At 67.3% G+C, this 23,637-nt stretch carries 13 protein-coding genes; 3 read left to right on the forward strand and 10 right to left on the reverse strand.

Annotated elements, in window-relative coordinates; genetic code table 11:
- The first annotated feature begins 117 nt into the window (after positions 1–117).
- Positions 118–1,332, forward strand: a complete 1,215-nt coding sequence (locus tag ACIRJP_RS23585) for a glycoside hydrolase family 64 protein (protein WP_404177486.1) — start codon at positions 118–120, stop codon at positions 1,330–1,332.
- Positions 1,333–1,515: 183 nt separating this feature from the next.
- Here the strand turns inward: ACIRJP_RS23585 and ACIRJP_RS23590 are convergent, their stop codons facing one another.
- From ACIRJP_RS23590 to ACIRJP_RS23615, 6 genes are all read right to left on the reverse strand, one after another.
- Complete coding sequence (locus ACIRJP_RS23590; RefSeq protein WP_404177381.1) at positions 1,516–2,463, reverse strand: hypothetical protein; 948 nt, start codon at positions 2,461–2,463, stop codon at positions 1,516–1,518.
- A gap of 112 nt (positions 2,464–2,575) precedes the next feature.
- Positions 2,576–9,127 carry an RHS repeat-associated core domain-containing protein gene (locus ACIRJP_RS23595; RefSeq protein ID WP_404177384.1) on the reverse strand — a complete coding sequence of 2,184 codons (6,552 nt, stop codon included), beginning with the start codon at positions 9,125–9,127 and terminating at the stop codon, positions 2,576–2,578.
- 125 nt (positions 9,128–9,252) lie between these two features.
- On the reverse strand, positions 9,253–12,783 hold the full coding sequence (locus ACIRJP_RS23600) for a LamG domain-containing protein (RefSeq protein WP_404177387.1): 3,531 nt from the start codon (positions 12,781–12,783) through the stop codon (positions 9,253–9,255).
- A gap of 894 nt (positions 12,784–13,677) precedes the next feature.
- Complete coding sequence (locus tag ACIRJP_RS23605) at positions 13,678–14,448, reverse strand: alpha-ketoglutarate-dependent dioxygenase AlkB (protein ID WP_404177390.1); 771 nt, start codon at positions 14,446–14,448, stop codon at positions 13,678–13,680.
- A complete protein-coding gene (locus ACIRJP_RS23610; protein WP_404177393.1) occupies positions 14,432–15,661 on the reverse strand; it encodes a hypothetical protein in 1,230 nt (409 codons plus the stop codon). The genes ACIRJP_RS23605 and ACIRJP_RS23610 overlap by 17 nt, the downstream gene beginning before the upstream one ends.
- Positions 15,662–15,768: 107 nt before the next feature.
- Entirely contained in the window at positions 15,769–16,164 is a 396-nt protein-coding gene (locus tag ACIRJP_RS23615; RefSeq protein WP_404177397.1) for a VOC family protein, read from the reverse strand.
- A 77-nt stretch (positions 16,165–16,241) separates the two neighbouring features.
- Between ACIRJP_RS23615 and ACIRJP_RS23620 the strand changes: the two genes are divergently transcribed.
- Positions 16,242–16,529: a DUF1905 domain-containing protein gene (locus ACIRJP_RS23620; protein WP_404177399.1), complete on the forward strand. Its 288-nt coding sequence runs from the start codon at positions 16,242–16,244 to the stop codon at positions 16,527–16,529.
- A 179-nt stretch (positions 16,530–16,708) separates the two neighbouring features.
- Here the strand turns inward: ACIRJP_RS23620 and ACIRJP_RS23625 are convergent, their stop codons facing one another.
- Positions 16,709–17,233, reverse strand: a complete 525-nt coding sequence (locus ACIRJP_RS23625) for a hypothetical protein (protein WP_266729493.1) — start codon at positions 17,231–17,233, stop codon at positions 16,709–16,711.
- Positions 17,234–17,483: 250 nt separating this feature from the next.
- On the opposite strand from ACIRJP_RS23625, the gene ACIRJP_RS23630 reads away from it, so the two are divergent.
- The gene (locus tag ACIRJP_RS23630; protein ID WP_404177402.1) at positions 17,484–18,113 is read left to right on the forward strand and encodes a YceI family protein; all 630 of its coding nucleotides are present in this window, start codon (positions 17,484–17,486) and stop codon (positions 18,111–18,113) included.
- A gap of 178 nt (positions 18,114–18,291) precedes the next feature.
- Here the strand turns inward: ACIRJP_RS23630 and ACIRJP_RS23635 are convergent, their stop codons facing one another.
- The 3 genes from ACIRJP_RS23635 to ACIRJP_RS23645 form a co-directional block, all read right to left on the reverse strand.
- On the reverse strand, positions 18,292–19,302 hold the full coding sequence (locus tag ACIRJP_RS23635) for an NAD(P)/FAD-dependent oxidoreductase (protein WP_404177489.1): 1,011 nt from the start codon (positions 19,300–19,302) through the stop codon (positions 18,292–18,294).
- Positions 19,303–19,410: 108 nt separating this feature from the next.
- Complete coding sequence (locus ACIRJP_RS23640; RefSeq protein WP_404177405.1) at positions 19,411–22,086, reverse strand: SpoIIE family protein phosphatase; 2,676 nt, start codon at positions 22,084–22,086, stop codon at positions 19,411–19,413.
- A 164-nt stretch (positions 22,087–22,250) separates the two neighbouring features.
- On the reverse strand, positions 22,251–23,615 hold the full coding sequence (locus ACIRJP_RS23645) for a hypothetical protein (RefSeq protein WP_404177408.1): 1,365 nt from the start codon (positions 23,613–23,615) through the stop codon (positions 22,251–22,253).
- Positions 23,616–23,637 lie beyond the last annotated feature (22 nt).

Raw genomic sequence — 23,637 nt, forward strand, 5'->3', positions numbered from 1 at the left:
GTAAAGACTTCCCGTTTCTGAGAGCGCTCTCAGTCATAAGTCTTGACGCCTGATGCGGCTCTCACGAGAGTGGTTGCCCCCCACAAACCTCGGGAGTCTCTCGTGATCTCACGCAGAATGTTCCTGACGGGCGGCGCCGCCGCCACCGCGACCGCCCTCACCTCCCCCCTCTGGGGCAGCGCCCTCGCCCCGAGCGCGTCCGCCGCCCCCGCAACCTGTGAACTCGCCCTGGAAAACCGTTCGTTGCCGGGAAGGGTCAACGCCTACGTAACCGGCCACGAACAGGGCACCGACCGCTGGGTCCTGCTGCGGGCCGACGGCAGCGTCTACCGCCCCGACTCCCCCGCCGCCCCGCAGACCCCACTGCCCGTCGACTGCGCCATCCCGCTGAACGCGGCGGGCGGCGGACCGGTGGTGCTCACGCTCCCCCAGATGTACGGAGCCCGCGTCTACTTCGTACGCGACGACACGCTCACGTTCTATCTGAACCCCGGCCCCGCCTTGGTCGAGCCGGCGTTCGCGACGTCCACCGACGCCAACTACGGCCGCACCTGGTCGTTCTGCGAGTTCACCTTCAACCCTCAGCAGCTGTACGCGAACATCAGCTACGTCGACCTGGTCACCGCGCTGCCGATCGGCCTGACCCTGGCCGGCGACGCGACGCACACCGTGGCGCCGCTCCCGGACGGCGCGGTGCAGCGGATCGCGGACGGCCTCACCGCCCAGGCCGCCGCCGACGGCCAGCCGTGGGACAAGCTGGTGATCCGCGGGACGGATGGCAACGTACTGCGGGTGATCTCGCCGCAGAACCTGATGGCACCGTTCTTCGACCGCCCGGACGAGATGCCGTTCCGGGATGTGTTCACGTCGTACATCGACCGGGTCTGGGAGAAGTACCGCTCCACCGACCTGCGGATCGACCTCCAGGGCGGCCGGGGCGTCCGTACCGGCCGGGTCAGTGGCGACGCCCTGACCTTCGAGGGCGGGCACACCTTCACCAAGCCCATCTCCAAGGACGTCTTCACCTGCAACCACGGCCCGTTCGCCAACAACCCGGGCGACCCGGACGACAAGAAGGCCCTCCTGGCCCGCCTGGCCTCCGGCTTCAACCGCTCCCTGATGCTCACCCACCCCGACCAGCCGAACGGCACCTCGGCCGCCGACTACTACCGGGACCCGGCCACCAACCACTGGTCCCGCGTCGTCCACGCCAACACCCCGATCGGCTACGCCTTCCCCTACGACGACGTCCGCCCCGACGGCGAACCCGACGTCTCGGGCGCCGCCAACGACGGCAACCCCCGCCGGTTCACGGTGACCGTGGGGGCCTGATCCTGCTCACCCCCCAGCAGGCGCAGACGCGCACAACGACGACGACAGGGCCTCCGAACCTGCGCGGCTCGGGATCGCACCCCCGAGCCGCAAGGAGGCCCTGCCTTCATTCACCCGCCACCCGAAGATCACCCGACAAGGAACCCCGTTTGGCCAAAACCGGTTGAGACACGGATCCTGAGGTCAAGCGTCGAAGAGAACCATGTGCGTGGAAGGCTGGCCCGGCGCAGGAGCAGGCCGCCGGAATTCTCCCTCGACGAGCGTCGTGCGCAGGGCGTGGTGCACGGCCTCCACTCGCTCGTCCCGGTACTCATGGAACCAAGGAGTGGCCTGAAGCAACAGAGAGTCGTTCGGCAGCACTGAGATCGAGGAGAAGGCGCCGGAGTTGCGCAGGACATCGATACCTCCGAGGCTGTGCACGATATCGCCGGAGACGACCGTGAGCCACGAATACCCTCTGAGTCGCTCACGCCAATTTGGCGTGTTGTGTGATGGAACACGCGCTGGACCGCGAAGATATCTCTCAACTTCAGTACGCCCACCAGAATGCGCGTACGAGAAGTGACCGAACACCACGTTGTAGCGACTACATGCCCACTCGACCGCAGCCAACAAGCGCGAACGCTCGGTTTGCGCGGTATCGGAATTAACCAGTACGGCCTCATCGATAAGGTACGAGAGTTTCACATAATTCGGCAATTCCTCGTCAAAGGAAACCGAGAGCCGGATTACGGAATTAGATATCTCGCCACCCGCGGAAAACTCGCCAATCTCAACATCGGCCGATTCCGGTTTCTCGGTGAGGCGATTCATCAACCACGGCAGGACATCCTGCACATAAGGGTTATACAGCACATCGAAAGTACCCTGGGGAGCAACGGATACAGAGCCCCACAGTCCGGAATTCCCTCGCATCGGCATGCTGTCGCGCGCTCGCGAAAATCCATTTACTGAAACTCGAAGCCCCTGCTGGAGCCTACTCAATTCGCCGCCGATAGCAGATTTGCCAACTCCCTCGGTAAGCCATCCGAATGCCCCGGCAGACAAGCCATCGGGGTTCTCATCATAGACAGTAAGCTCCATCACGAGATCATGACTAAGGCCGGAGTTTACCGAGATGAAGGCATCCATTTGCCACCTCAAAGATTTCTGAGTTTTAGGCGGGGAACCCGCGTATCCAAACCACGGCACCCCGCCTTCATGCTACCCGACCTCGGCCGACCAGCCTCCGAGGTGACGCAGGCTACCCTACGCCAAAGGGGTCGGTCACCATCTTCCCAACTACGTAGAGCACTCCTGCCCCTATTGCACCCCAGGCAATATCCCTTTGCTGCTGCGGTGTCGGCTGCCATGCCTGGATTGTGATTGGCGCGGACACAGGGACAGGCTCCATTCCCTTTGGCGACTTATCTCTTGGCGTCTGCCTGCGTGTCCACCAGCCGACGACCCCTTGGTACTCCGGGCCAGTGCGCGGCGATCCCGCCCTGGTTCGAGTTGACTGCGCAACTACTTGCTGCCTTGGGTTTAGCGGGTCGACGGTTGCCACCTGCAAGAGCTCCCAGCCGCGGTGAACAGTGCGACCAAACGTTTTTTTGTCCTCAATCTTCTGCTGCGCTCTGATGTATCGGTCAAGCGTCTTGGGCCCATCCAGCTCGGCTGTTTTGGCTGACTTGACCTCCCAGATGAACATGTCATCTCCCCAGATGACGACTATGTCAGCCCAACCACCCTTACCGTCTTTTCGCTGCGCACCAGGAATCCAGTACTCCGTCAGCACCTGGACCTCAGGGGTCATCACCATCTGAGCCTGCAGGAAGGCCGCCATTGCCTTCACTGCTTGATTGTGGCGGGTCCTGTCCGTTGCCATGTCTTCACCGGACCTCCCCTTAGGTTTGTCAGAGCCGTCTCCACCCTTCCCACCGCCACTCGCCGTGCCACCGGTCCTGCCTGGAGTCGGGCTTGATGGACCAGCGGGCCCTCCGTCGCGCCTCGGCTCGCTGTGCCCGGTGCCGTCGTCGATCCACATGCCAGTGGGATCAGCCGACGTAACAGGGGTGTTGTTGCCGTACGCGTACCCATTCAGGGACTGGTGCTGGGCGGGATCCAGCACCGGGTCGACGCTGATGAACTGACCGATGGTCGGGTCGTACTCACGAGCACCGATATGGGTGAGCCCGGTCGTGGTGTCGGCAGGCTTGCCCAGGAAAGCCTTGTCGTCGGGCCAGGTCGTGGACTTCGGGCCGCGGGGGGCGCCGAAGGGGGTGGTGTGGCGCTTGGTGACGTCCTGGGTGGTGGCGTCCATGGCGATGCTGCTGGTGCCGTGGTGGTCGGCGGCGAGGAAGCTGAGCTTGCTGCCTGCGGTGCCGGCCGTTGCGGTGCGGACCCCGATGGTCTGGCCCGCCGCGCTGTAGTAGCGGGAGCTGGAGACCGTCTTGGTCGCGCCCTTGGTGGTGAGGCGTACCTCGGTGGCGCCGAGGTAGAGGACGGTGTCGCCGTCTCCGGTCGCGCGGCGGATGAGGAGTTCACCGTCGGCGTCGTAGAGGTAGGTGGTGCCCAGGGCGGGCTTTGCGCCCGCGGCCGGTTCGGTGGTGGAAGCGAGTTCGCCTTCGCTGTTCCAGTCCAGGGTCTGGTTGGCCTGGGTGCCGGGGCGTCCTGTGGTGTTGCCCGCCTTGTCGTACGCGTACGTGGCGGCCTTCGCACCCGTCGTCTTGACGAGCGGGTGGGGCTGGCCGGTCGCTGTCTTGTATCCGTACGTGGTGGTGGCGTCGCCCGTGGCCGCGTGGGTGGTCTCGGTGTCGCGCTGGCCGGCGTCGTTGTAGGTGTAGCTGGTCCAGTACGGGGCGGCGCCGTCGAGGTTGGCGGTGGTGCGGCCGCCGGTGGCGCAGTCGGCGGTCTTGGGGGTCCAGGCCTCGGTCAGACGCCGGTTGGCGTCATAGGTGAAGCACTGGTTGTCGGCCTTGGTGGTGTCGCCGAGAGTGGTGGGATCGAAGATGGACTGGACGTTGCCGGCGTCGTCCTGGGTGAAGTTGAGGTCCTGCAGCATGTACGGGTGGGTCTGGTCCGTGACATGGCTGCGGGTGAGTCGGCCGGTGCCTGCCTCGTACGTGTTCTTGATGAAGGCGTTCTTGGCACCCGCGATGCCGAGGGTGAGCGTTTCTGCCTGGCCGAGGGCGGAGTAGGAGACGTCGAGGAGGTAGGTGCTCGTTCCGGAGAGTTTGATGGGCAGTCCGACGGAGTTGTACCTGATTCCGACGATCTCCTTGGGGAGTCCGCCGGCTCCCGGCTCCGTTGTGTTGCTGACACTGCCGTCGAGGAAGTAGTCCGTGCCGAACGTGAGCGTGGACGGTACCGCCCCGGAGGTGACCAGCGGGTCGTCACTCGGCAGCACGACATCGGTGCTGATGGCGCGGTCGAGGGTGTCGTAGGCCGTGATCTGCTTGGTGTAGGCCTTGCCGGTGGTGCCGCCTACGTAGCGGGTGGAGGCGGTGGGCTTGCCCTTGAGCAGAGTGTCGTACGTCCAGTGGGCGAGTTTGTCGGCGTCCGTCTTCGTGGTCTGCCACAGGTCGGTCTTGCGGCCGATCTCGTCGTAGCCGTAGAGCAGCTTCGCGTTGCGTGAGTCGGTCGTGGAGTCGATCTGGTCGAGCTCCGTGTACTCGGTGGTGGACGCGCCCTTGTCCGGGTCGGTCGTGCCGGTCTGGCGGCCGAACAGGTCGTAGGTGTAGGTCCACTTGGCGTCGTCGATGCCTGTGATCTGCGACTGCTTGCCGTCACGGGTGTAGTCGTACTTCACCCGGGTGTAGGCGGTGCCCGTCGTGGCGCCGTACGCGGTGTCCTTCGGCTCGGTACCCGCGTAGGTACGGGTCTCGGCGGTGCGGCCCAGGGTGTCGGTGATGGTGCGGGTGGCATTGCCGCCCTTGACCGCCGTGGTGGCGGTCGAGTCACCGGTGTAGCTGGTGGTGGTCGACCAGCGGTCGTCACCGAAGACGGTGAAGGTGCTGGTCGTGGGACGTGCTGCCTCGTCGTACGTGGTCCGGGTCAGGGCCGGGGTGTGGGCGTAGGAGGCGCGGGCGTACTTGCCGTCCGGAGCATTGGCGTTGTCGTAGATGTCGGCGTACGTCTCGTAGGCGAGGCCGCGTGAGTCGTAGCGGGTGTCGGTCAGGATCCGGCCGCCGAGGGGCGATGCGGTCTGGGTCTGGAGTGGTCGCAGGAGCGCGTCGGTGACGGCGTAGCTGGTCTGGTAGCTCTCGCCATCGGCCTTGATGGTGGCGACGGAGGTCCAGGGCTGACTGCCACGGGCGAAGTTGTAGCCGTACTTCACATTGGGGGTGTCGATGCCCTTGGTGCGGTTGGGCGCCCAGGTGTCGGTGATGCGGCCGAGCGCGTCGTAGCTGTTCTCGGTCTTCTTGACGTTGGCGTCGAGGACGCTGGTGACCGATCCACGTGCCGGGTCGACGTAGGTGTACATCTTGTGGGACTGGCCGTTGGAGGCGAGCTTGGGGGCGGCGACAACGGTGGAGGTGAGCGGGCCGGCCGCGGCGGGGTAGTACGTCGTGGTGGTGGCGTTGCCCTTGGCGTCCGTAACGGCGAGCGGGCGTCCGAGGGAGTCGTGCGTGGTCCTGGTCACCGTCTGCCAGCCGCCGTCGAGGGCGGGGGTGCGGTCGTTCGTACCGATCGCGGCCGGGTACGCCTTGGCCCTGCCGGTCCAGGTGGCGAGGCCTCGGGTCGGGGACTGGGAGGCGGACCAGCCGGTGGCCGTGGCGTTGTCGTACACGGCAGCGGTGTCGGAGAGCACGTCCCCGCGCGTCTTGGAGTTCGTGGGGAGATCCAGCTTGTCGTCGGTGATGACGGCCCCGGCGCTCAGACAAGCGGATCCGACGACTCGGGTGCGGGAGACGAGGCTGGTGAGTCCCTTGTCGGGGTTGCGCGCGTACCAGACCCGGGTGCAGGTTTCGTCCCCGGTCTTGGCCTGGTCGCCGATGGCTTCGGACTGGGTGACCATGCCGTACGTGGGGTCGTAGGTGTGCGAGGTGTAGCTGCGGCGCCAAGTGTTGCTGAGGGGCAGGTAGGTGTAGGCATAGGTACGGCCTGTGCGCACGAAGTACGCCTTGGTGTTGGCGTAGGACCGCTGCTGGCTGGCGGTCAGCTGGTTCCAGAAGTTGTTGACCGTGACGGTGACCGGCTGGGAGCCGTTGTAGGTGAGTTCCTCGCGCAGGGATCCCGCGTACTGGTCGTAGTCGGTGGCGTCCGTCACGTCCAGGCCGGCCACGTCGATGCCGGCGATGGTTGCGCTGCGAGTGGCGGTGGTGTTCAGGCGCTTGTCGCCGTGCATGCCCTGCATGTACAGGCGGACCGTCTTGGACTGAGGAAGACCGGCCTTACCCGCGTAGGTGGTGACCTTCTGGTAGCCGCGCCAGCTGGACCAGCTCCGCTCGTCCTCGGGGGTGAAGGGGTCGTCGTTGTAGTGCCAGCCGGGACTCTCGTAGGTGTAGGAGTTCTCCACCGCCTGGTTCTGGCCGGCCGGGTCCGAGGTGGACACGGAGATGACGTTGTACTTGTGGAACCAGTCCAGTTGCGGGTCGCCACCGTTGATGGGCCAGTACACGGGGTAGCAGGACAGGTTGTTGTCGTCCTCGGCCTTGGGCATCTTGCTGCCGCGGACGCACTCCGGCTCGGAGAGGGTGACCGTGGTGATGGCGCCGGTCTCGGTGGTGATGGTGTTGATGCGGGGGCGGGTCAGCGGAAGAATGTTGTCGCTGTCGGAATCCACGCGGTTGGGCCGCATGTGGTAGCCGAACTCCACCGGCGGCACGGTGATGGTGCCGCCGTTCTTCCCAGTGCGCTGAAGCGACTTGAGGGTCAGAGTCTTGTCCGACGGGTTGCCGATGTCCGCGCCGTCCAGAAATTCGTAGGTCAGGCTGTAGCTGTCGACCGGCTTGTACGCGTCGGGCTCGGCGGCCACGGACCATACATTCGTGTCGACCCCGGTGAGCATCTTGCGGGTGAAGAACGCGGGCCCGGTGGGCAGGCAGTCGGTCTCGTCAGCCGTGCAGATGGCATCGAAGGGAACGTCCGGCCACCTCGTGGCCGTGTCCTCGGTCAGTGAGGAGCAGTCCGTGGCGGTGCAGCGTTCCTTGTAGGTGAACTCCACGGTGCCGGAGGGCTTGCCGGTGAACAGGGTGTCGGAGCGCTGACCGTACTTGATCTCTTCGAGGTAGCCGCCACGCGTGTAAGCGGCGAGCTTCGTCTTGTCGCCGTTCTTGGCGTAGTGGTTCGTATCCGCCTTGTACCAGTAGGTGGAGGCGTTGCCGTGGACGTCGGTGACGAGGTCGAGGTTCCAGCGCCATGCCTGGGTCTTGGCACGGCCGGAGAAGCCGGTTCCGGAGGAGTAGCCGGGCTCGCCCGAGTCGTCGCCGAAGACGGGGGCGGTCCAGACCGAGTTGGTGCGCTCGGTACCCGCGCCGGGGAGTTTGTTCAGACCGAAGGTGTACGTGGTGCCGTCGCCGGTGACGACCTTCCAGTACTCGCCCTTGCCGTCCCCCTTGCCGGCGACGATGTCGTCGCCGTCGTCGCCGTTGTCGGCGCCGGTCTCGTGGGTGACCTGGGAGGCGTCGTCGTTCTTCAGGTGCCAGACGCCCTTGGCGTCGTCCTTGACAAGTTCGGTGGCCTTGCCGTTGAGGACAAGTGAGGCGTTCTCGTACTTCCAGCACTGGTCGGACTTGTCGGGCTGCCCGTCATCCTCGCACGAGCCGTATTTGCGCTCGATGTAGGAAGAGGTGAGGTCGAAGCCTTCACCGAGCATGGAGCCCTGGTTGTTGGTGTTCGAGGTACGCCCGTCGATGCTGCCGGAATCGTAGGAGAGCGAGAGCGACGGGGCGGGGCCGGCTGCTGCGGGCGGAACGCTGATCGGGTACGACCAGGTGAACGCCCCCGAGGAGCCGCCCGCTTCCCAGCTGGAGGAAGCTGCGAGGGGGGTTGCCTTGTAGTCACCGGACGCGGATGCCGGAGCAGCGGCGGTCGCCGTCACGGCGAAGACACCTGCTGCTGCCGGGGCGCTGTCGGCCGCGGTCGTCTGTGGCAGGGAGACCTGAGCGGAGACGTTCTGCTTCGTGGTGTCGTTTCTGGACGGGATGGGTGTCTGTGTACGGCACTTGGCCTTCTGCGGGCTGGTGAGCGCACAGGCGGGCAAGGAGACCAGTCCGAGACGAGGTCCCCAGTTGCCGCCGATCGCGTCGGCGAAGGTGGAGTAGTCGACGCTGATCCGGGCGGTGCCGGGGGACTCGGCTGCGGCGGTGAGCACGACGCCGGTGACGCCCGCGCGGCGTGCTGCCTTCTGGTCGAGCACGCTCACCGTGGCAGTGCCTGTGGCGGCAGCGGTCTGCTTCCCGCCGCGTGCGGTCGCCTTCGCAGGGCGGGGCGCGGTCACCAGGACGGGGCCCGTTCCCGGCTTGCCGGATATCCTCTGCGTGCTGTGTGAGGCCTTCGGCCAGTGGGCGGCGCGCTCGCTGCGTGCCTGTGCGGCCTGCTTGTCGTTGGCGGCTCTGTTCTTCGCCACCCGCTCGCGAGCCTCCTTCGCCCCGAACGCGGAGACCGTCCTGACCTTGCTCACGCGGGGCTCCGTGGCGTCCGGACGTCCCAGCGGATCCGCCGCGACGGCGAGAGGGGTGAGCCCCGCCGGGACGGACAGGATCAGGACCAGCGCTCCGACCACGGGGATACGGAGCTTCCGGGCGCCCGAGGCAGGACGGCGTCTTCCGCCGTGTTTCAGGAACGAGGGGAAGGTTCTGGACACAGACACGTCTTCTTCTCCAGGAGATGCCGCCGTCCGGCAATGAGCGGCGGCGATGTGGCGGAGCAGGGCTGGGAACAGGCGGGGCCGCCGCGAAGGCCGGCCCCGCTGCTTGCGGTCTGGGGTGGGGCGTGTCAGGTGCCGACGATTTCGTCTACCTGGCCTTCGTCGCCCAGTGCTCCTGACCAGATCCGGATATCGTCGATCCGCCCAGGCAGGTAGTTGCCCCAGGCGCCGAGGTATCCCTTGCCGACGGAGAACTCACCGCTGCCGACCTGCGCGGTGTAGGCCTTGGCGTCGTCGCCCTGAGGGGATGCCGTGAGATAGAGCTGGATGGTGCCGTCCTGGGCGTTGTGGACACCAGTGAGGCGGACCTCGGAGTCGAGCACGGCTTCTTCCTTGCTGACGACCGATGCCCCTGTGCCGTCTGCGGTCAGACGGCCGAAGTGCCACCGGCCCACCGGAACGGTCTTGTTCACGGGATTGCCGTTCTCGTCAAGGACCGGTTCGTCGTTCTCGTCGAGTTCGGGCTCCTGTTGGGTGCCGGTCTTCTCGAACCACAGGCTCCAGGAAGATCCGGTCGCCGTGCGCTGACCGAGGATCTGGGCCTTGTAGCCATCCGGCTTTTTCACGATCCCGGCAGCGTCGACGACCGCCTGTGTCGTCACTGTGAACGAACCCGAGTCATCAACCACCGGGCCCGGCGTGCTTCCGGCCCCTGTTGTGCCGTCCAGTACCAGTTCGTCGCCGACGAGAGAGGCACCGGAGGAGAGGGTCAGGGTTCCGCCGTAGCCAGGAGCACTGTTCGGCAGGGACGTGCCTGTCGCCTGAGCGGGGTTCCAGGAGGCGACAAGTTCCGCAGAGGGATTTCCGCCCGCGTCGAGGAGCCTGCTCTCCTGCTTCACCTGCAAGTCGGTCAATGCGGCCTGCCACACCGCGGCTTCATCGATCACGCCCGGGAAGTAGTCCACGTACGTGCCCGACGAGTGAACGCGCCCGATCTGCAGCGGTCCGGTTGCCGCCCATGGCGTCGTGGACTGCACCGTGCCCTGCGGCTCACCGTTCACGTAGAGGCTGATCGTGTTGTCAACGGCGTTGAACACACCCGCCAGGTGGGTCCATACCTTGGGAACGGCTGCGTTCTTGGAGCTGACCCGCTGGTAGGACCACGTCCCGCCGGCGGGCGCGTCGGCGCTGGCCTCGCGGAGGGACCACTTCTTGGTGCTCTGCTCGTAGCCCAGAAGGAACGGACTGCGATTCACACCGTCCTGACCCATCACGGTGGCGTTGCGCGTGTCCGTGTCCAGGCGGACCCACGCGCCCACGGTGTACGAGGCGCGTGTGTCGATGACGGGGCCCGCTGTCGCGGCGTAGCCACTGGTGCCGTTGAGACTCAGGCCGCTGTCTGTGACCTTCTCGGCCGGACTGGTGTCCGTGGCCGGTTTGACCGTGATCTCACCGCGACGTCCTTGGGTGGTTCGGACCGCGCCACCGGCGAGGGTGGCGTTGTCCCGGAGGTCGGGGTCGGCAGTGGAGGAGTCCACCGCCTCATTGCCCGAGTCGTGGAAGTTCCATCGCCCGACCGGCCCATCGCCCTCCTTGACGACGAAGTCGACGGAGTTGCCTGCCCCCGGGCCGTAGGTGTCCTTCGCTTCCACCTGCAGGGTCATCGTGCCCGAGGTCGGAGGGACAGGAGCAATCTTCACGGTCGCCCCGGGCACATAGGCCGACCATGCATTGTCGGTGGACAGCTTGTACCGGTACGCCGTGTTGACGTCACCTGCCGCCGGACCAAGGGTGAAGGCCCCCGCCAGGCCGGGCTTGCCGCCCGGGGTGCAATCATTCGGCAGGCATTGGGTGTACGGGCCAGTGCTGCTGAACGTGATGGTGGGGGGCTTGGGTGCCTTGCTGTCGACCTTGAAGTAACACCAGCCGGTTGTGGAAGCGTTCGACGGGCCGGCCAGGTATTCGGACCCGTAGTACGAACGGGTCCAGGCCCGGTAGCGGTACAGCGTGTTCTCTTCCAACGTGGTGGGAAACGAGTCGGTGACCTTGACGTTGTCGCCGATCGGGCTGGACGGAGCCAGCATGTCCCCCGTCGCCTTGGTCCAAGTCGTACCGGTCTTCTTGTCCAGAGACATGACGATCCGCAGACTCGCACCTCGCTCTCCGCCTGATTCCGTCTGGGCCGTGGCCGTCAGTGCAGGGGTGGGATCGGTGGCGATCGCCGGGGCGGATTCTGTGGTCGTGCACGTCTGGCTGGATCCCGTGACCAGGCCGATGGCGCTCGGCTTGGCGGGCTTGCCGACGTAGTCGACGCTCAGGACCGCGTCATCGTCGAACCGCTTCCACGAGATCGTGTCCTTCTCGTCCTTGGCCATCAGCATCAGCGTCAAGCGCGAGATCTTTCCGGCGGCGAAGTTCCGGACGGTCGGTGTCAGATTCTCGTCGGGTTCCGGTGCGTAGTCGTGGAACTCGATCGGGGCACGTGGCTGGGACGGACTGCAGTTGCTGCCTCGGCCCGCGGACACGTTCCGGTCGCCCATCTGGTCCAGCTTCGTGGGGCCGGGCCACTTCGATGACGGCGAGATGTTGTTCGTTCGTTCCAGATCGACCCATCGGGCGTCGCAGGAGAACGACCACGTCTCCGTGACCGCGAACCGGGCGTCCAGAATGTGCTTCCCCTTCAGCTTGCCCGGGTCGAATTCGAAATACATCCGGTTCACGTAGCCGTTGCCGCAGTAGTACGAGATGCCGCCGATCACCGCGGATCCACACTTGCCCACGCTCATGCCGTTGTCGCCGCCGGAGAAGTTCCAGAACACATCACCGTCCGAGGACAGCACCGTTCGCTCCGACTCGTTCAGCTCGATCGACGGGTCGATGTACAGCGGGAAGTCGGCCTCGTCAGTGGCTGCCAGAAGCTCGGGGTCCGGCTCGACCGTCACAGATTTTTCGGTAACCGCCAAGCTGAGAACCGAGGACGCGTCACCCGCCCCCGGACCGGCCAACGGGTCGCCCTCTTCCTCGGGGCCTGCCGGCACGGGCGCATCCGCATCGGCCTGAGCCGGTCCGGCCAGGTACAGCGAGCGTTGCGCGGCGGCGGGGGCGGTGTCGTCGCCCGCCGAGTTCCACATCTGTGCCGCCGGCGAGCGGAACACCGGGCGGCCGTTGCCGTCCAGCGCGTCCACGCCACCCCCGGCACTGGACCGGACCGTCAGATTCTCCGTGCCGAGCCGGTATTCGATACGGGCCAGCGCCGGGTTGGCCGCGGCCTCGGGAGTCTTCACCGCCAGGACCTGACGAAAGCCTTCGACCGTCGCAGTGAGGACAAGGTCCACATCGGGCAACACGTTCTCGTAGACCGCGCGCGTGCCGTCAAGTCGCGGAGCGGGCAAGGTGCCCGGCCAGCCCAGCGAAACCGACTGTGCACCCTCTGCGATCGTGACCAAGTTCGCCCCGGCACCACCGGGTGAGAAGGACAGATCCACGGCTGCGGCCTTCGGGCCAACCGAACCGTCGGTTTTCTTCACCAGAGTCGCATCGGGATCCACCCAACCGCCGTCCCGGGCGGCGACCCTGACCGGCGCGACCGACTTCTCCAGCGTGAACGTCGTCCCGTCAGGATTGGCGAACACCGTCTCCCTCTCGGTGCGCTCCTCCACGACCTCCACACGTTCACCCGCTCCGGCCGCAGCAGCCGACGCTCTCGATTCCGGTGACGCCGACTCCCCCACGACGCCCCCGAAGGACGCGGGGGAAGCTGCAGCCTGCGAGGTCAGAGCAGGGATCGAGCCCGCCACCGTGGCCGCGACAGCCAGCGCACACGCACCGTGACGCGCTCGACGCCACAACTCACCGTTCACAGATCCCGCCCCACTGACCACATAGCCTTTACAAAAGTCAGCCAAATATGAGGTCAAGATCACGGTCGGTCAAGAGTGACCTGGGTCACCCAGTGGATGGGTTGCGACAGTGAAGACATCGAGCCCACCGAGGGGAACTTGATCACCATGGTTACGTGAAAACAGACCGCAGGGTTCAATAAGTCATGGGAACTCTGGCTCCAGCAGGCCGACTCGCTCACCTGGCACGCCCGCACATCGCCGACAGGTCCTTCACTCCGCACCGCATCCCGTTCCGCAGTGCGAACGTCACTCACCTCGGATCGAGAGGCCCCCGGAGGCGCACGCGGGCTCCACCCGGAGCCATGACCACCGGCACAGGAGCGAGTGAACGGCGCGCGCCCCCGCTGAGACGGTGGTTTTCACGCAACTCTGTGTAACGGGCAAGGGATTCGCGGTGTGGCTGTGCGGACAGAGATCTGCCGGGTCCTCGGCGCCCAAATACCTCCAGACTCGGCATTCATGATGCCTCGTCAGGGATGCGGCACCACATGCGAGCTGCGCCTGCGCCCCGCAGGAGGCAGTGCGCCTCGGTCGACCGGGCGCCGCGAACGACGGCAACCCACGCCGCTTCACGGTGACCGTGGGGGCCTGAGCCGCCGACTTCGGCCTTCACCGAGGCGCGCCGGGGCGCGCCGGTGCGGGCCCCCAAGGTCAGACGGGCGGCATCAGATCGCTCTCGCTGATGGTGTACGTCAGCAGGGGGTAGACGAAGTCCGCTTCATTGTTCTCACGGCGCCGCAGTCGGTAGAACTCGCGCTGCTGCTCATCGTCGGCCGACATGAGGTGCGCACCCTGCGGGAGGTGTGCATGTCCATCGCGAAACCGAACGAGGGTCTTTGACGTTCGAAACGTTACGCCCAGCCATTGGTTGTCCGCCGCCTGGACCGGCGCGTCCAATACAATTTTGTGCTTGAGTCGTCGATTCGAGTCGACGGAGAACGCGACGACGCTGTTGTGGGCGAGGGGGATCTCGAACTTCTCGCCACCGGACTCCTTTGATTCGAAGATCAGCTTCCTCGGCGGGCCCGCTTCGGGATGCTCGTAGCAGGAGAAGACAGCGATGAACGACTCGTCGGCCAGATCGAGGGCTTGATCGGAATGGCTTCCCATGGTCTTGTAAGCGTTCGTGTAGCTCTCGATGAGAGCGTTGTTGAACCCGACGGAAAGCTCCGCACGCTCTTGGATCTGTCGCGCCAGCCGTTCGTGCACCGCCCGGAAACGCTGCGTCGGACTGCCGTATCGAGTGGTCGTGCGTACCAGAGGCACACCACCCGCATCGTCGACCTTGGTGAGCACGGCGCCCCGCCGGCCCTTTCCTACGTCTTCCCAACGAGCCGACGCGGACAGCTCCGCAAAGAGATTTTCCTCGATCGACAAAGCGCACGAAATTATCTCGTCCGGGATCCTAGACCCGAGGGGCAACGTAATCTCCCGTGTTCATGCTGAAGAGAAATTTGTCGCCGTAATCGATGAAGGACGAGGTCCTGTTCTCCTCGGCGTACAACCTGCGCAGATCGTCCATGCCGGCCGGTGTGGGTGGCTCCAGCTTCACCAGATCTCCGGCCAATTTGAGGAACGTGTTGCCGTTCTTGTGAACGGCTTCGGTGCTCGAACAGCGCACCACATATCCCAGGCGGGTCGGGAGTGACTCGGCGTCCAACACCGAGGGCCGGATCTCGTGCGTGTACAAGCGGTTGGTGGACAGTGGCATGAAGAAAACGGAGCCGGGATAGAGGGTCACGGTGAACTGCGGAGGGAGCGCGACCCCGTCGTGCTCTCCGGTCGACCCCTTGAGGCGGAAGTGGAGTCTGGTCAGCCCGCTGGCGCCCTTCACACCGTAGTCGAAGGCATCTTCGGCCAGGGGCCGCAGTTTTTCGAGCCGGTCATAGAAGGTGCAGAAGGCCATGATGCCGTTGACGGGCATGTCCTTGGTCTTGTCGGCATGGGCCGAGATCTTGGCCTTGGACTGCTTGCGCTCGGCCGTGGCAAGGGTGTTGTGATAGAGCTGCGCGAGGACATGATTCAGCGGTGCCTGGTTCCGGAAGACCGCGGCAGCCTCGCGGTTCAGAGCATCGACGATATGCGTGTCGGTGGGGCGAAAGCTCTCGGTCGGCCCCGAGAGATTCGTGGAGCACCGGAGCAGGCGGAAATGCAGTTCGTCATCGTTTCGTGTGACGGGCGTCAGATAGATTCCGCTGCGATGGGCCGTTCCAGGCTTGGTGGACTCCGTCAGGGACTGGAACGCGTGCTCCTCACCGATGCGTCCGAAGTAATCGGTGTCGAGTCCGAAAAAGCGCCGGTAGTACACGCCGACGCCGTGTACGCCGATGGGCACTCGGCCGAGGCCGACGAGGGCCCAGGGTCTATCGGCGTCCTCGTGGTAGCCGTGCGACAGCTCGCGGATGACGAACACCCGTGCAGCCGCCTTCAGTTGGCGGCCGCTGATCCCGGATATGTCGCCACACAGGTAGACGTTCTTCTGCGCGAGGTCGGGCGAACCGGAAGCAAGGTCCTCCGGCGTGATCGTGGACCCGAAGAAGTCCCTGATCAGGTCATTGTCCTGCAACATCGAAGGTGCGACCAAGATGTTGCTCGAATTCTCGATGCGGGCTTCTGTGAGCTCTGTTGCGTACATCAAACGGCACCTGCCACTCGCGGATCCTGATGGATTACTCAAAACCGTGGACATGGCAACGGCCCGCATTCATCCGCGGGTGCCCGCCCACGGCTGGACGAAAGACCCTAGTTCTGCGGTGCAAGGGTGCGCAGGACGCAGAACTCGTTGCCCTCGGGGTCTGCCATGACCACCCAGTTCCGGTTCGGGCCCTGGCCCACATCCGTCCTGGTGGCGCCAAGCCCGAGCAGTCTGGTCACCTCGTCCTCGGTGCTGCCGTCGATCGGGCTGACGTCGAGGTGGAGCCTGTTCTTCACGGTCCTGCCCTCGGGCACCTGAATGAACAGCAGAGTGGGCGACATCTGGCGGGCCCGGACATCCTCGATGGTCGGCACCCAGGAGCCGATCTCGACCTTGTCCTGGCTCCGGTCGATCACCTTGAAGTCCAGGACCTCGCACCAGAAGGCCGCGAGCCTCTCCGGATCGTGGCAGTCAACTGCCAGTTCGGTGAACCTACTTGTCATGACTCTCCCAGATAGCACGGACGGGCCTCAGGTTACGCTGCCCGGCATCCGGGTCCCTCGTTGAACGGATCGACCACGTGCACGTTGAATTCACCGGCCGCGTCATCGAGTGGCGGGGGCCTTCACCGTTCTACTTCGCCGCCGTGCCGGCCGAACAGGCCGCCGACATCCGCGAGGTGGCCGCGCTGGCCACGTACGGCTGGGGCGCGGTCCCCGTGGACGCGCGCATCGGCGAGACCGCGTTCACCACGTCGCTCTTCCCCAAGGACGGCGGCTACCTGCTGCCGCTCAAGAGCGCGGTCCGCAAGCCGCAGGGGCTCTCGGCGGTTGACGAGGTGACCGTGGCCGTGACCGTTCGCGTTTAGGCCAGCGCTCCCGCGCGTGCGTCACGATCCACGCGACGGCGAGTACGACACCGGCAACCCCCACGGTTCGGGCCAGGACCTCGGCAGTCGACCATGCTGATCCGGCCGCAGGAAGCAGCACGGGGTGCCCCCTGTCCGGCGGACAGGGGGCACCCCGTGCCAGGCGATGCGTGCGGAGGTCAGCAGCCGCCGCAGTTGTAGTACGTCACGTCCCAGTGGTTGCCCTCGTCGGCGTAGACGTTGCCGGAGCCCGACTGGTACTGGGGGGCACCGTCACCACGCACACCGATGTAGGTGAAGACGTTGTGGACGTAGTTGGTGAGGCAGGTCGACTTGGCGAAGTCGAGCTTGTAGCCGTTCCAGTGCGAGTACGTGCCGCCGGCGTGCCCGGTCTCGGTGCCGCCGGTGATGTTCAGCGCGCAGCCGGTGGCGCTCTTGAGGGTCTGGGCGCCCTGGGCGGTGGCCAGGTTGAGCTGGTCGAACGAGGTGCAGGTGGCGACGTTGCGGTCGGAGCAGCCACCGGAGGACGACCAGGTGATCCCGGAGGAGCTGAACCGGGCGGTGGCCTGGGCGTGCGTGAGCTTGGTGACGGCGTGGGCCTGGGTGGCACCACCGCCGAGGACGCCGACGCCCGGGGCGAAGAGGACGCCGAGGACGAGGGCGAGTGCGGTCAGGACGGGGCGCAGTCTCATACGGGACACCATGGGGGGACTCCTCCTGCTCATGACAAATGGATGCAGGGAGATACTGCCCGAGTTCTACGCGCGTCCGCCAGAGGGTGGCGGCATCGGCGGGCAGTAATTGAGCGGGCGTTCGGCCGATGTTCATGAGCCCCTCCCGATGCGCACCCCACCCCTAGATGTTGAACGTTGAAATAGATTGCGCTACAGTCAATCTCGTTGAAGGTTAAACAATCACTTCGACCCCGCTCGTTCACGTCCCCAAGGAGGAGCCATGGCTCTGTTCGGCCGCAAGAACAACAACGCCCCCGCCACCACCACCACCACCGTCGCCCCCGCTGTCGACCCGGCCCTGGCCGCCCTCACCGGCGAGTACACGATCGACCCGGCGCACAGCAGCATCGGTTTCACCGTGCGCCACGCGATGGTCACCAATGTGCGCGGCACCTTCGGTGAGCACGAGGGCACGCTGAAGCTGGACGGCTCGAACCCGGCGAACTCCACCGCTTCGCTCGACGTCAAGATCGCCAGCGTCGACACCGGCATCGCCGACCGCGACGGCCACCTGGTCAGCGGCGACTTCTTCGACGCCGAGAAGTTCCCGCTCATGACGTTCCGCTCCACGCAGGCCGAGCAGCTCGGCGGCGACACGTACCGTGTCACCGGTGACCTCACCATCAAGGACGTCACGCGTCCGCTCTCCATCGACCTGGAGTTCAACGGCTCCGCCACCGACGTCTACGGCAACGAGCGGGTCGGCTTCGAGGGCAGCACGAACATCCTGCGCTCCGACTGGGGCCTGACCTGGAACGCGGCGCTGGAGACCGGCGGCGTGATGGTCAGCGACAAGGTCAAGCTCAGCTTCGACATCTCCGCGATCAAGTCCGCCGCGACCCAGGCCTGACACGTACCGCCGTCCGACGCGTACCGTCCCCCGGCGCCTGCCGCCGTCCGACGCGTACCGCCGCCGGCCGACTCTTCGGCACCGCACCACGCCTGAACCCGAGCGCGCCCGCTCTCGCCTCCCCCGCCGGGGAGGGAGGCGGGCGCTCGGCGTTGCCCGGCGGCGCGGCGCGGCCCCGTCACGCCCGGCGGGCGGCGACCGCGCGGTTCACGTCTTCGGTGATCAGGTCGGCGTTGATGGCCGCGGCGGCCTGCACCCCGGCAGCGGCGGCGGCGACGACCTTCCCCCTCGGGTCGGCGACATTGCCGGCCACCCAGATGCCGGGCACCTCCGTCGCCCCGGCCGGATCGGCGGCGACGTACGTCCCGAGCACCCGGCCCTCCGCCTCCATCCCGACCGCCTCCAGTCCCAGGCCCGCGAGGAAGTCCGCGCGGGCGGTGAATCCGGGGTGCACCACGACGGCCTCGCGCGGGATCACCCGGCCATCCGCCAGCCGCACCCCGGTGAGCCGGTCGTCCGTCACTTCGAGGCCGGCCACCTCGCCGTCGACCACGGCGATGCCGCGGGCGGCCAGCTGTTCGTACTCCTCGTCCGTGGGCTCGGGCCCGGTGTGGCGAAAGAGGGTGAGGTCCTCGCTCCACTGGCGCCACATCAGTGCCTGGTGCACGGCCAGCGGGCCGGTGGACAGGATGCCGATCGGGCGGGAGGCGACCTCCCAGCCGTGGCAGTACGGGCAGTGCAGGACGTCGCGCCCCCACCGCTCGGCCACGCCGGGCACCGAGGGCAGCTCGTCGAGCAGGCCGGTGGTCACCAGGAGCCGGCGCGCCACCACCGGCGGCCCGTCCTTCCGTACGACGCGGAATCCCGCGTCACCGGGCAACGGCTCGGCGGCCACCACGGCGTCATCGACGAGCTCTCCCCCGTAACGGGTCACCTCGTCCCGGCCGATGGCCAGCAGCTCCGAGGGCGGGACGCCGTCGTGTCCGAGGTATCCGTGCATGTGCGCGGCCGGGGCGTTGCGCGGCTGTCCGGCGTCGATCACCAGCACCGAGCGGCGCGCCCTGGCCAGGGTCACGGCTCCGCTCAGTCCGGCGGCGCCACCGCCGATCACCACCACGTCGTAGGGGCGGTCCAAAGCGCCGTCCGCGCCTCGGCCGCCGGTCGCGTCACCGGTCGCATTGCTGGTCATGTCGTTCATGAGGAGCACCTCCCTTTCGCCTGGAGCGTGCGCGACACGGCGCCATATCGGCAAGCTTCATTGCCATAGCAGCAAATTGCTGCGCGGGCCGCCCGGCCCCTAGAAGGCGTCTTCCTCCGGATCGCCGACCGTCTGCTCCGACCAGATGACCTTGCCCGTCTCGGTGTAGCGGGTCCCCCAGCGTTCGGCGAACTGGGCGACGAGGAACAGGCCCCGGCCTCCCTCGTCCGTCGTCGCCGCGTAGCGCAGGTGCGGGGAGGTGCTGCTGCTGTCGGAGACCTCGCAGATGAGGTTGCGGTCGTACAGCAGGCGGACCTCGATGGGCGCCGTGCCGTAGCGCACCGCGTTGGTGACCAGTTCGCTCAGGATCAGCTCGGTGGCGAACGCCTCCTCCTCCAGGCCCCGGTCCGCGAGCCACTGGGAGACGTTCTTGCGGACCCCGGCGACGGCCGCCGGATCGGTGGCCACGGCCCACTGCGCGACCTGGTCCGGATCGAGCGTGCGGGTGCGGGCCACGAGCAGCGCGATGTCGTCGTCCGGCCCGTCGTCCAGCAGCGCGTCGAGTACGTCGTCGCAGGTCTCCTCCGGCGTCCGGTCGCGGCCGGCGAGGCCGGCGCGCAGCATGGCGAGGCCGGTGTCGATGTCCCGGCCGCGCCGCTCGACGAGGCCGTCCGTGTAGAGGACCAGACGGCTCCCCTCGGGTACGTGGAACTCGGCCGCCTCGAAGGGCATGCCGCCGATACCCAGCGGAAGCCCGGTCGGGACCTCGGGGAACTCGACCGTGCCGTCGGGGAGGACCAGTACGGGCCCGGGGTGGCCGGCGCGGGCCACCGTGCAGTTCCCGGAGACCGCGTCGTAGATCGCGTACAGGCAGGTGGCCCCGGCGACCTCGGCACCGTCGTCGTCGGCCTCGTCCCGGTCGATCCGCATGACCATTTCGTCGAGATGGCCGAGGAGTTCGTCGGGGGCGGGATCCAGCGAGGAGAAGTTGTGGACGCTGGTGCGCAGCCGCCCCATGGTGGCCGCGGCGTGCAGCCCGTGGCCGACCACGTCGCCGACGACCAGCGCCACCCGGGCTCCGGACAGCGGGATCACGTCGAACCAGTCGCCGCCCACCCCCTCGTGTGCGGGCAGATAGCGGTAGGCGACATCGAGGGCGTTCTGCTCGGGCAGGCCGCGTGGCAGCAGGCTGCGCTGCAGCGTCACGGCCAGTGCGTGCTCCCGCGTGTAGCGGCGGGCGTTGTCCACGCCGACCGCGGCCCGCGCCACCAGTTCCTCCGCGAAGGACACGTCGTCGTCGGCGAAGGGTTCAGACTCTCCCGAGCGCCAGAAGTTGGCCATGCCCAGGACCGTGCCGCGCGCGTGCAGCGGCACCGAGATGAGCGAGTGGAATCCCTGCTCCCTGAGCCGCTCGGCCACGTCGGGGTCCCAGTTCCGCCAGCCCAGCATCGTGAAGTCGTGCTTCAGATCGGAATCGTCGCTGTGCACCCGCATGGCCCGGGTCCGGTCGGGGACGAAGTCCACCACATGTCCGACCGGGTACAGCGGATGGTCCTCGCGGACCGCCGCGACGGAGGTGCGGCGCATCGCCAGCGTGCCGCCCTCCGGAGTGACCGGCTCGTCGCCGCGCCGTACGGGGTCGGCGAGGTCGACCGACGCGGCGTCGGCGAAGCCGGGCACCGCCACGCCCGTCAGCTCCTGGGTCGTCCGGGTCACATCGAGGGTGGTACCGATCCGGGCCCCGGCCTCGTACAGGAGCAGCAGCCGTTCGGTCGCCAATTCCGCCTGTCCCGTGACCGCGCGAAGTTCGGTGGTGTCGCGCAGCGTCACCACGGTGCCGGGCGGCCCGCCGTTCGCGTCGGTCGGGCGGAGGTTGACGGCCAGCATCCGGCTGCCGGCCCGCAGCACCTCGTCCGTGACGGTCTGGCCGGAGACGAGCAGTTCGGTGGCACCCGGGTCCAGCCCCAGGTCCGCCACCGTCCGGCCCTCGGCGTCCGGGGGCAGGTCAAGGAGTCTGCGTGCCTCATCGTTGGCCAGGATCAGCCGCCGGTCGACCCCGATGATCAGGACACCCTCGCGGACCGCGTGCAGTACCGCGTCGTGGTGCTCGTACATCCGGATCATCTCGGCGGGTCCGAGCCCGTGCGTCTGACGGCGCAGCCGTCTGCTCACCAGCGCCGCGCCACCCACCGTGAGCGTGAGGGCGGCCACCGCGGCGGCGATGCTCAACCGGATGGAACGATCGGCCACGCTGTTTACCGACCTGTCGGTGAGTCCGACGGCCACCAGGCCGACGACCGAACCGTCGGACCGGGTGACAGGCACCACTGCTTCGATCGAAGGCCCCAGGGTGCCGGAGCCGCTCTGGGTGAAGCCCTTACCGGTCAGCGCCTTCTTGTACGGGCCGACGAAGTGCTTGCCGATCAGCGCGGGATTCGGGTGGGTATAGCGGATAGCCCGGGCGCTGGTCACGACGACGTAATCGACATGGGCCTCCTTGCGGACCTCCTCCGCGCGTGGCTGCAGGATCGCGGTGGGGTTCTTGCTCTCCAGCGCCTGCACGATCCCCGGCGAGTCGGCGAATGTCTGGGCCACGCTCAGTGCGCGGGTCCGGGCCTCTTGCAGGCTGTCACTGCGGCCCTGCACCACCAGCGCGGTCGCAGCGCCGGCGACGAGCAGCATGACGAGCCCGAGCACGAAGCAGAACACCTGGCCGGCCACGGTGCGCACACTGAACAGGGACAGCAGTTCGCGGCCCACGGAGCGGTGGGACATGTGCAGGTCGGGCAGCTCGGGGGCGGCTTGGCCCGAGCGCCCCCCATCGTGCCGATGCGATCGCCGGACGGAGCCTCGCAGCCGCGCCCGAAATCGGCCGATACCAGACATAACTTCAGGTTTAGCATGAATCGCACCTGCCCGAGGTCTCGCTGGTCAGCGGCTCAGAACCCGCCCCCGTCGAATCCTCCGCCGCCACCGAAATCGCCTCCTCCGAATCCTCCGCCGTCGAATCCCGACGAGTCGAAGTCGGCCCCGGAGACGTCTCCGCCGCTCCAGTCCCCGCCGGAGCCGAAGTCGCCGCCGCCGTACTCCGCCGCGTACGCGGGGCTCGACAGCATGGAGCCGAGCGCGGTGCCGACGAGCAGGCCGGGGAGCAGGCCGCCGCCGAAGTAACCGCCCGCCCACGGACCGTACGCCGGGCCCGCCTCCCAGTACGGGCGGCGGCCCTCGCCGGTCTCGACGGTGCGGCTCAGCGGCTCCTCGCCCGCGCGCAGCCGGACCTCGTCCGCCGCGCAGACCGGGACCTCGCGTGCCGTTCCGCCGGACGGGGACCACCGGACGTCGGTGACCGAGGGGCCGTGGCGCGGGTCGAAGAAGCACGGCGGGCGCCGGACCGGCAGCTCGCCGCCGGTCCGGCGGGCCTCCAGGACGGCGAGGGAGAAGCGGCCGTCCTCCAGTGCCCGGGTGACCCCGCGCACTTCGGACGGGCGCCGGGCCTTCGACATACGGGTCTTCGCGGTCTCGTACGAGTCGAGCGCCCGCTCGTAGTCCGCCCGCATGACGTCGTCCGCGCCCGCCTCGGCGGGGTGGAAGTCCAGCCGGTCCAGGGTTTCGCCGTACGCGGTGATGTCCTCGTCCACGACGACCCGGAGCCTGTCGAGCGCGGCCCGCTCCTCGGCCTCCTTGCGCCTGCGGTTGCGGCGGGCGAGCGCGTAGGCCGTGCCGCCGCCCAGCACCAGGACCGCGCCGACCGTGATCAGCCCGATGGCGGACGACGATCCTCCGCCGGACGAGCCGCCCCAGGAGGCGGGGGCGCTGCCCCGGGCCTGTTCCACGGCCCGGTCGACGAATGCGTTCAGCTGGGTCGCGGCGTCGGTGCCCGTGCCGGGCGCCTTCACCGCGGCGGTGAGGTTGTGGACCGCCCGGGTGGACATGACCTGGGGGTCGGCGCCCGCGTCGAAGCCGTTGCCGAGGCGGACCGCGTAGACGCCGGTGATTCCGGTGTCGGTGCGCAGGGTGGCCAGCAGGGTCTTCGCCGGGAACGCGGAGGTCTGCGGCAGTACCGCCACGAACACCGGCTTGTCGGCGTCCTTGATCTTCTTCGTCAGGGCGGCGGCCTGCCCCGGTGACAGCTGGCCGGACGCCGCGGGGTCGACGTACACCGGGCTTTTTCGCAGCGCCTGCGCGACATCGTCGACGGTGGCCGCCCGGGTCGACGACGGCGCACCGGGCGCCATGCCCAGGACGGCCGCCGCCAGGATCAGCAGCAGGCCGGCCAGCATCGCCGGGAACAGCCTGTTCCGCATAGTTCGAAGTTAACCCGGATGG

It is taken from the genome of Streptomyces sp. NPDC102437, assembly GCF_044765565.1.
Taxonomy (GTDB): Bacteria; Actinomycetota; Actinomycetes; order Streptomycetales; family Streptomycetaceae; genus Streptomyces.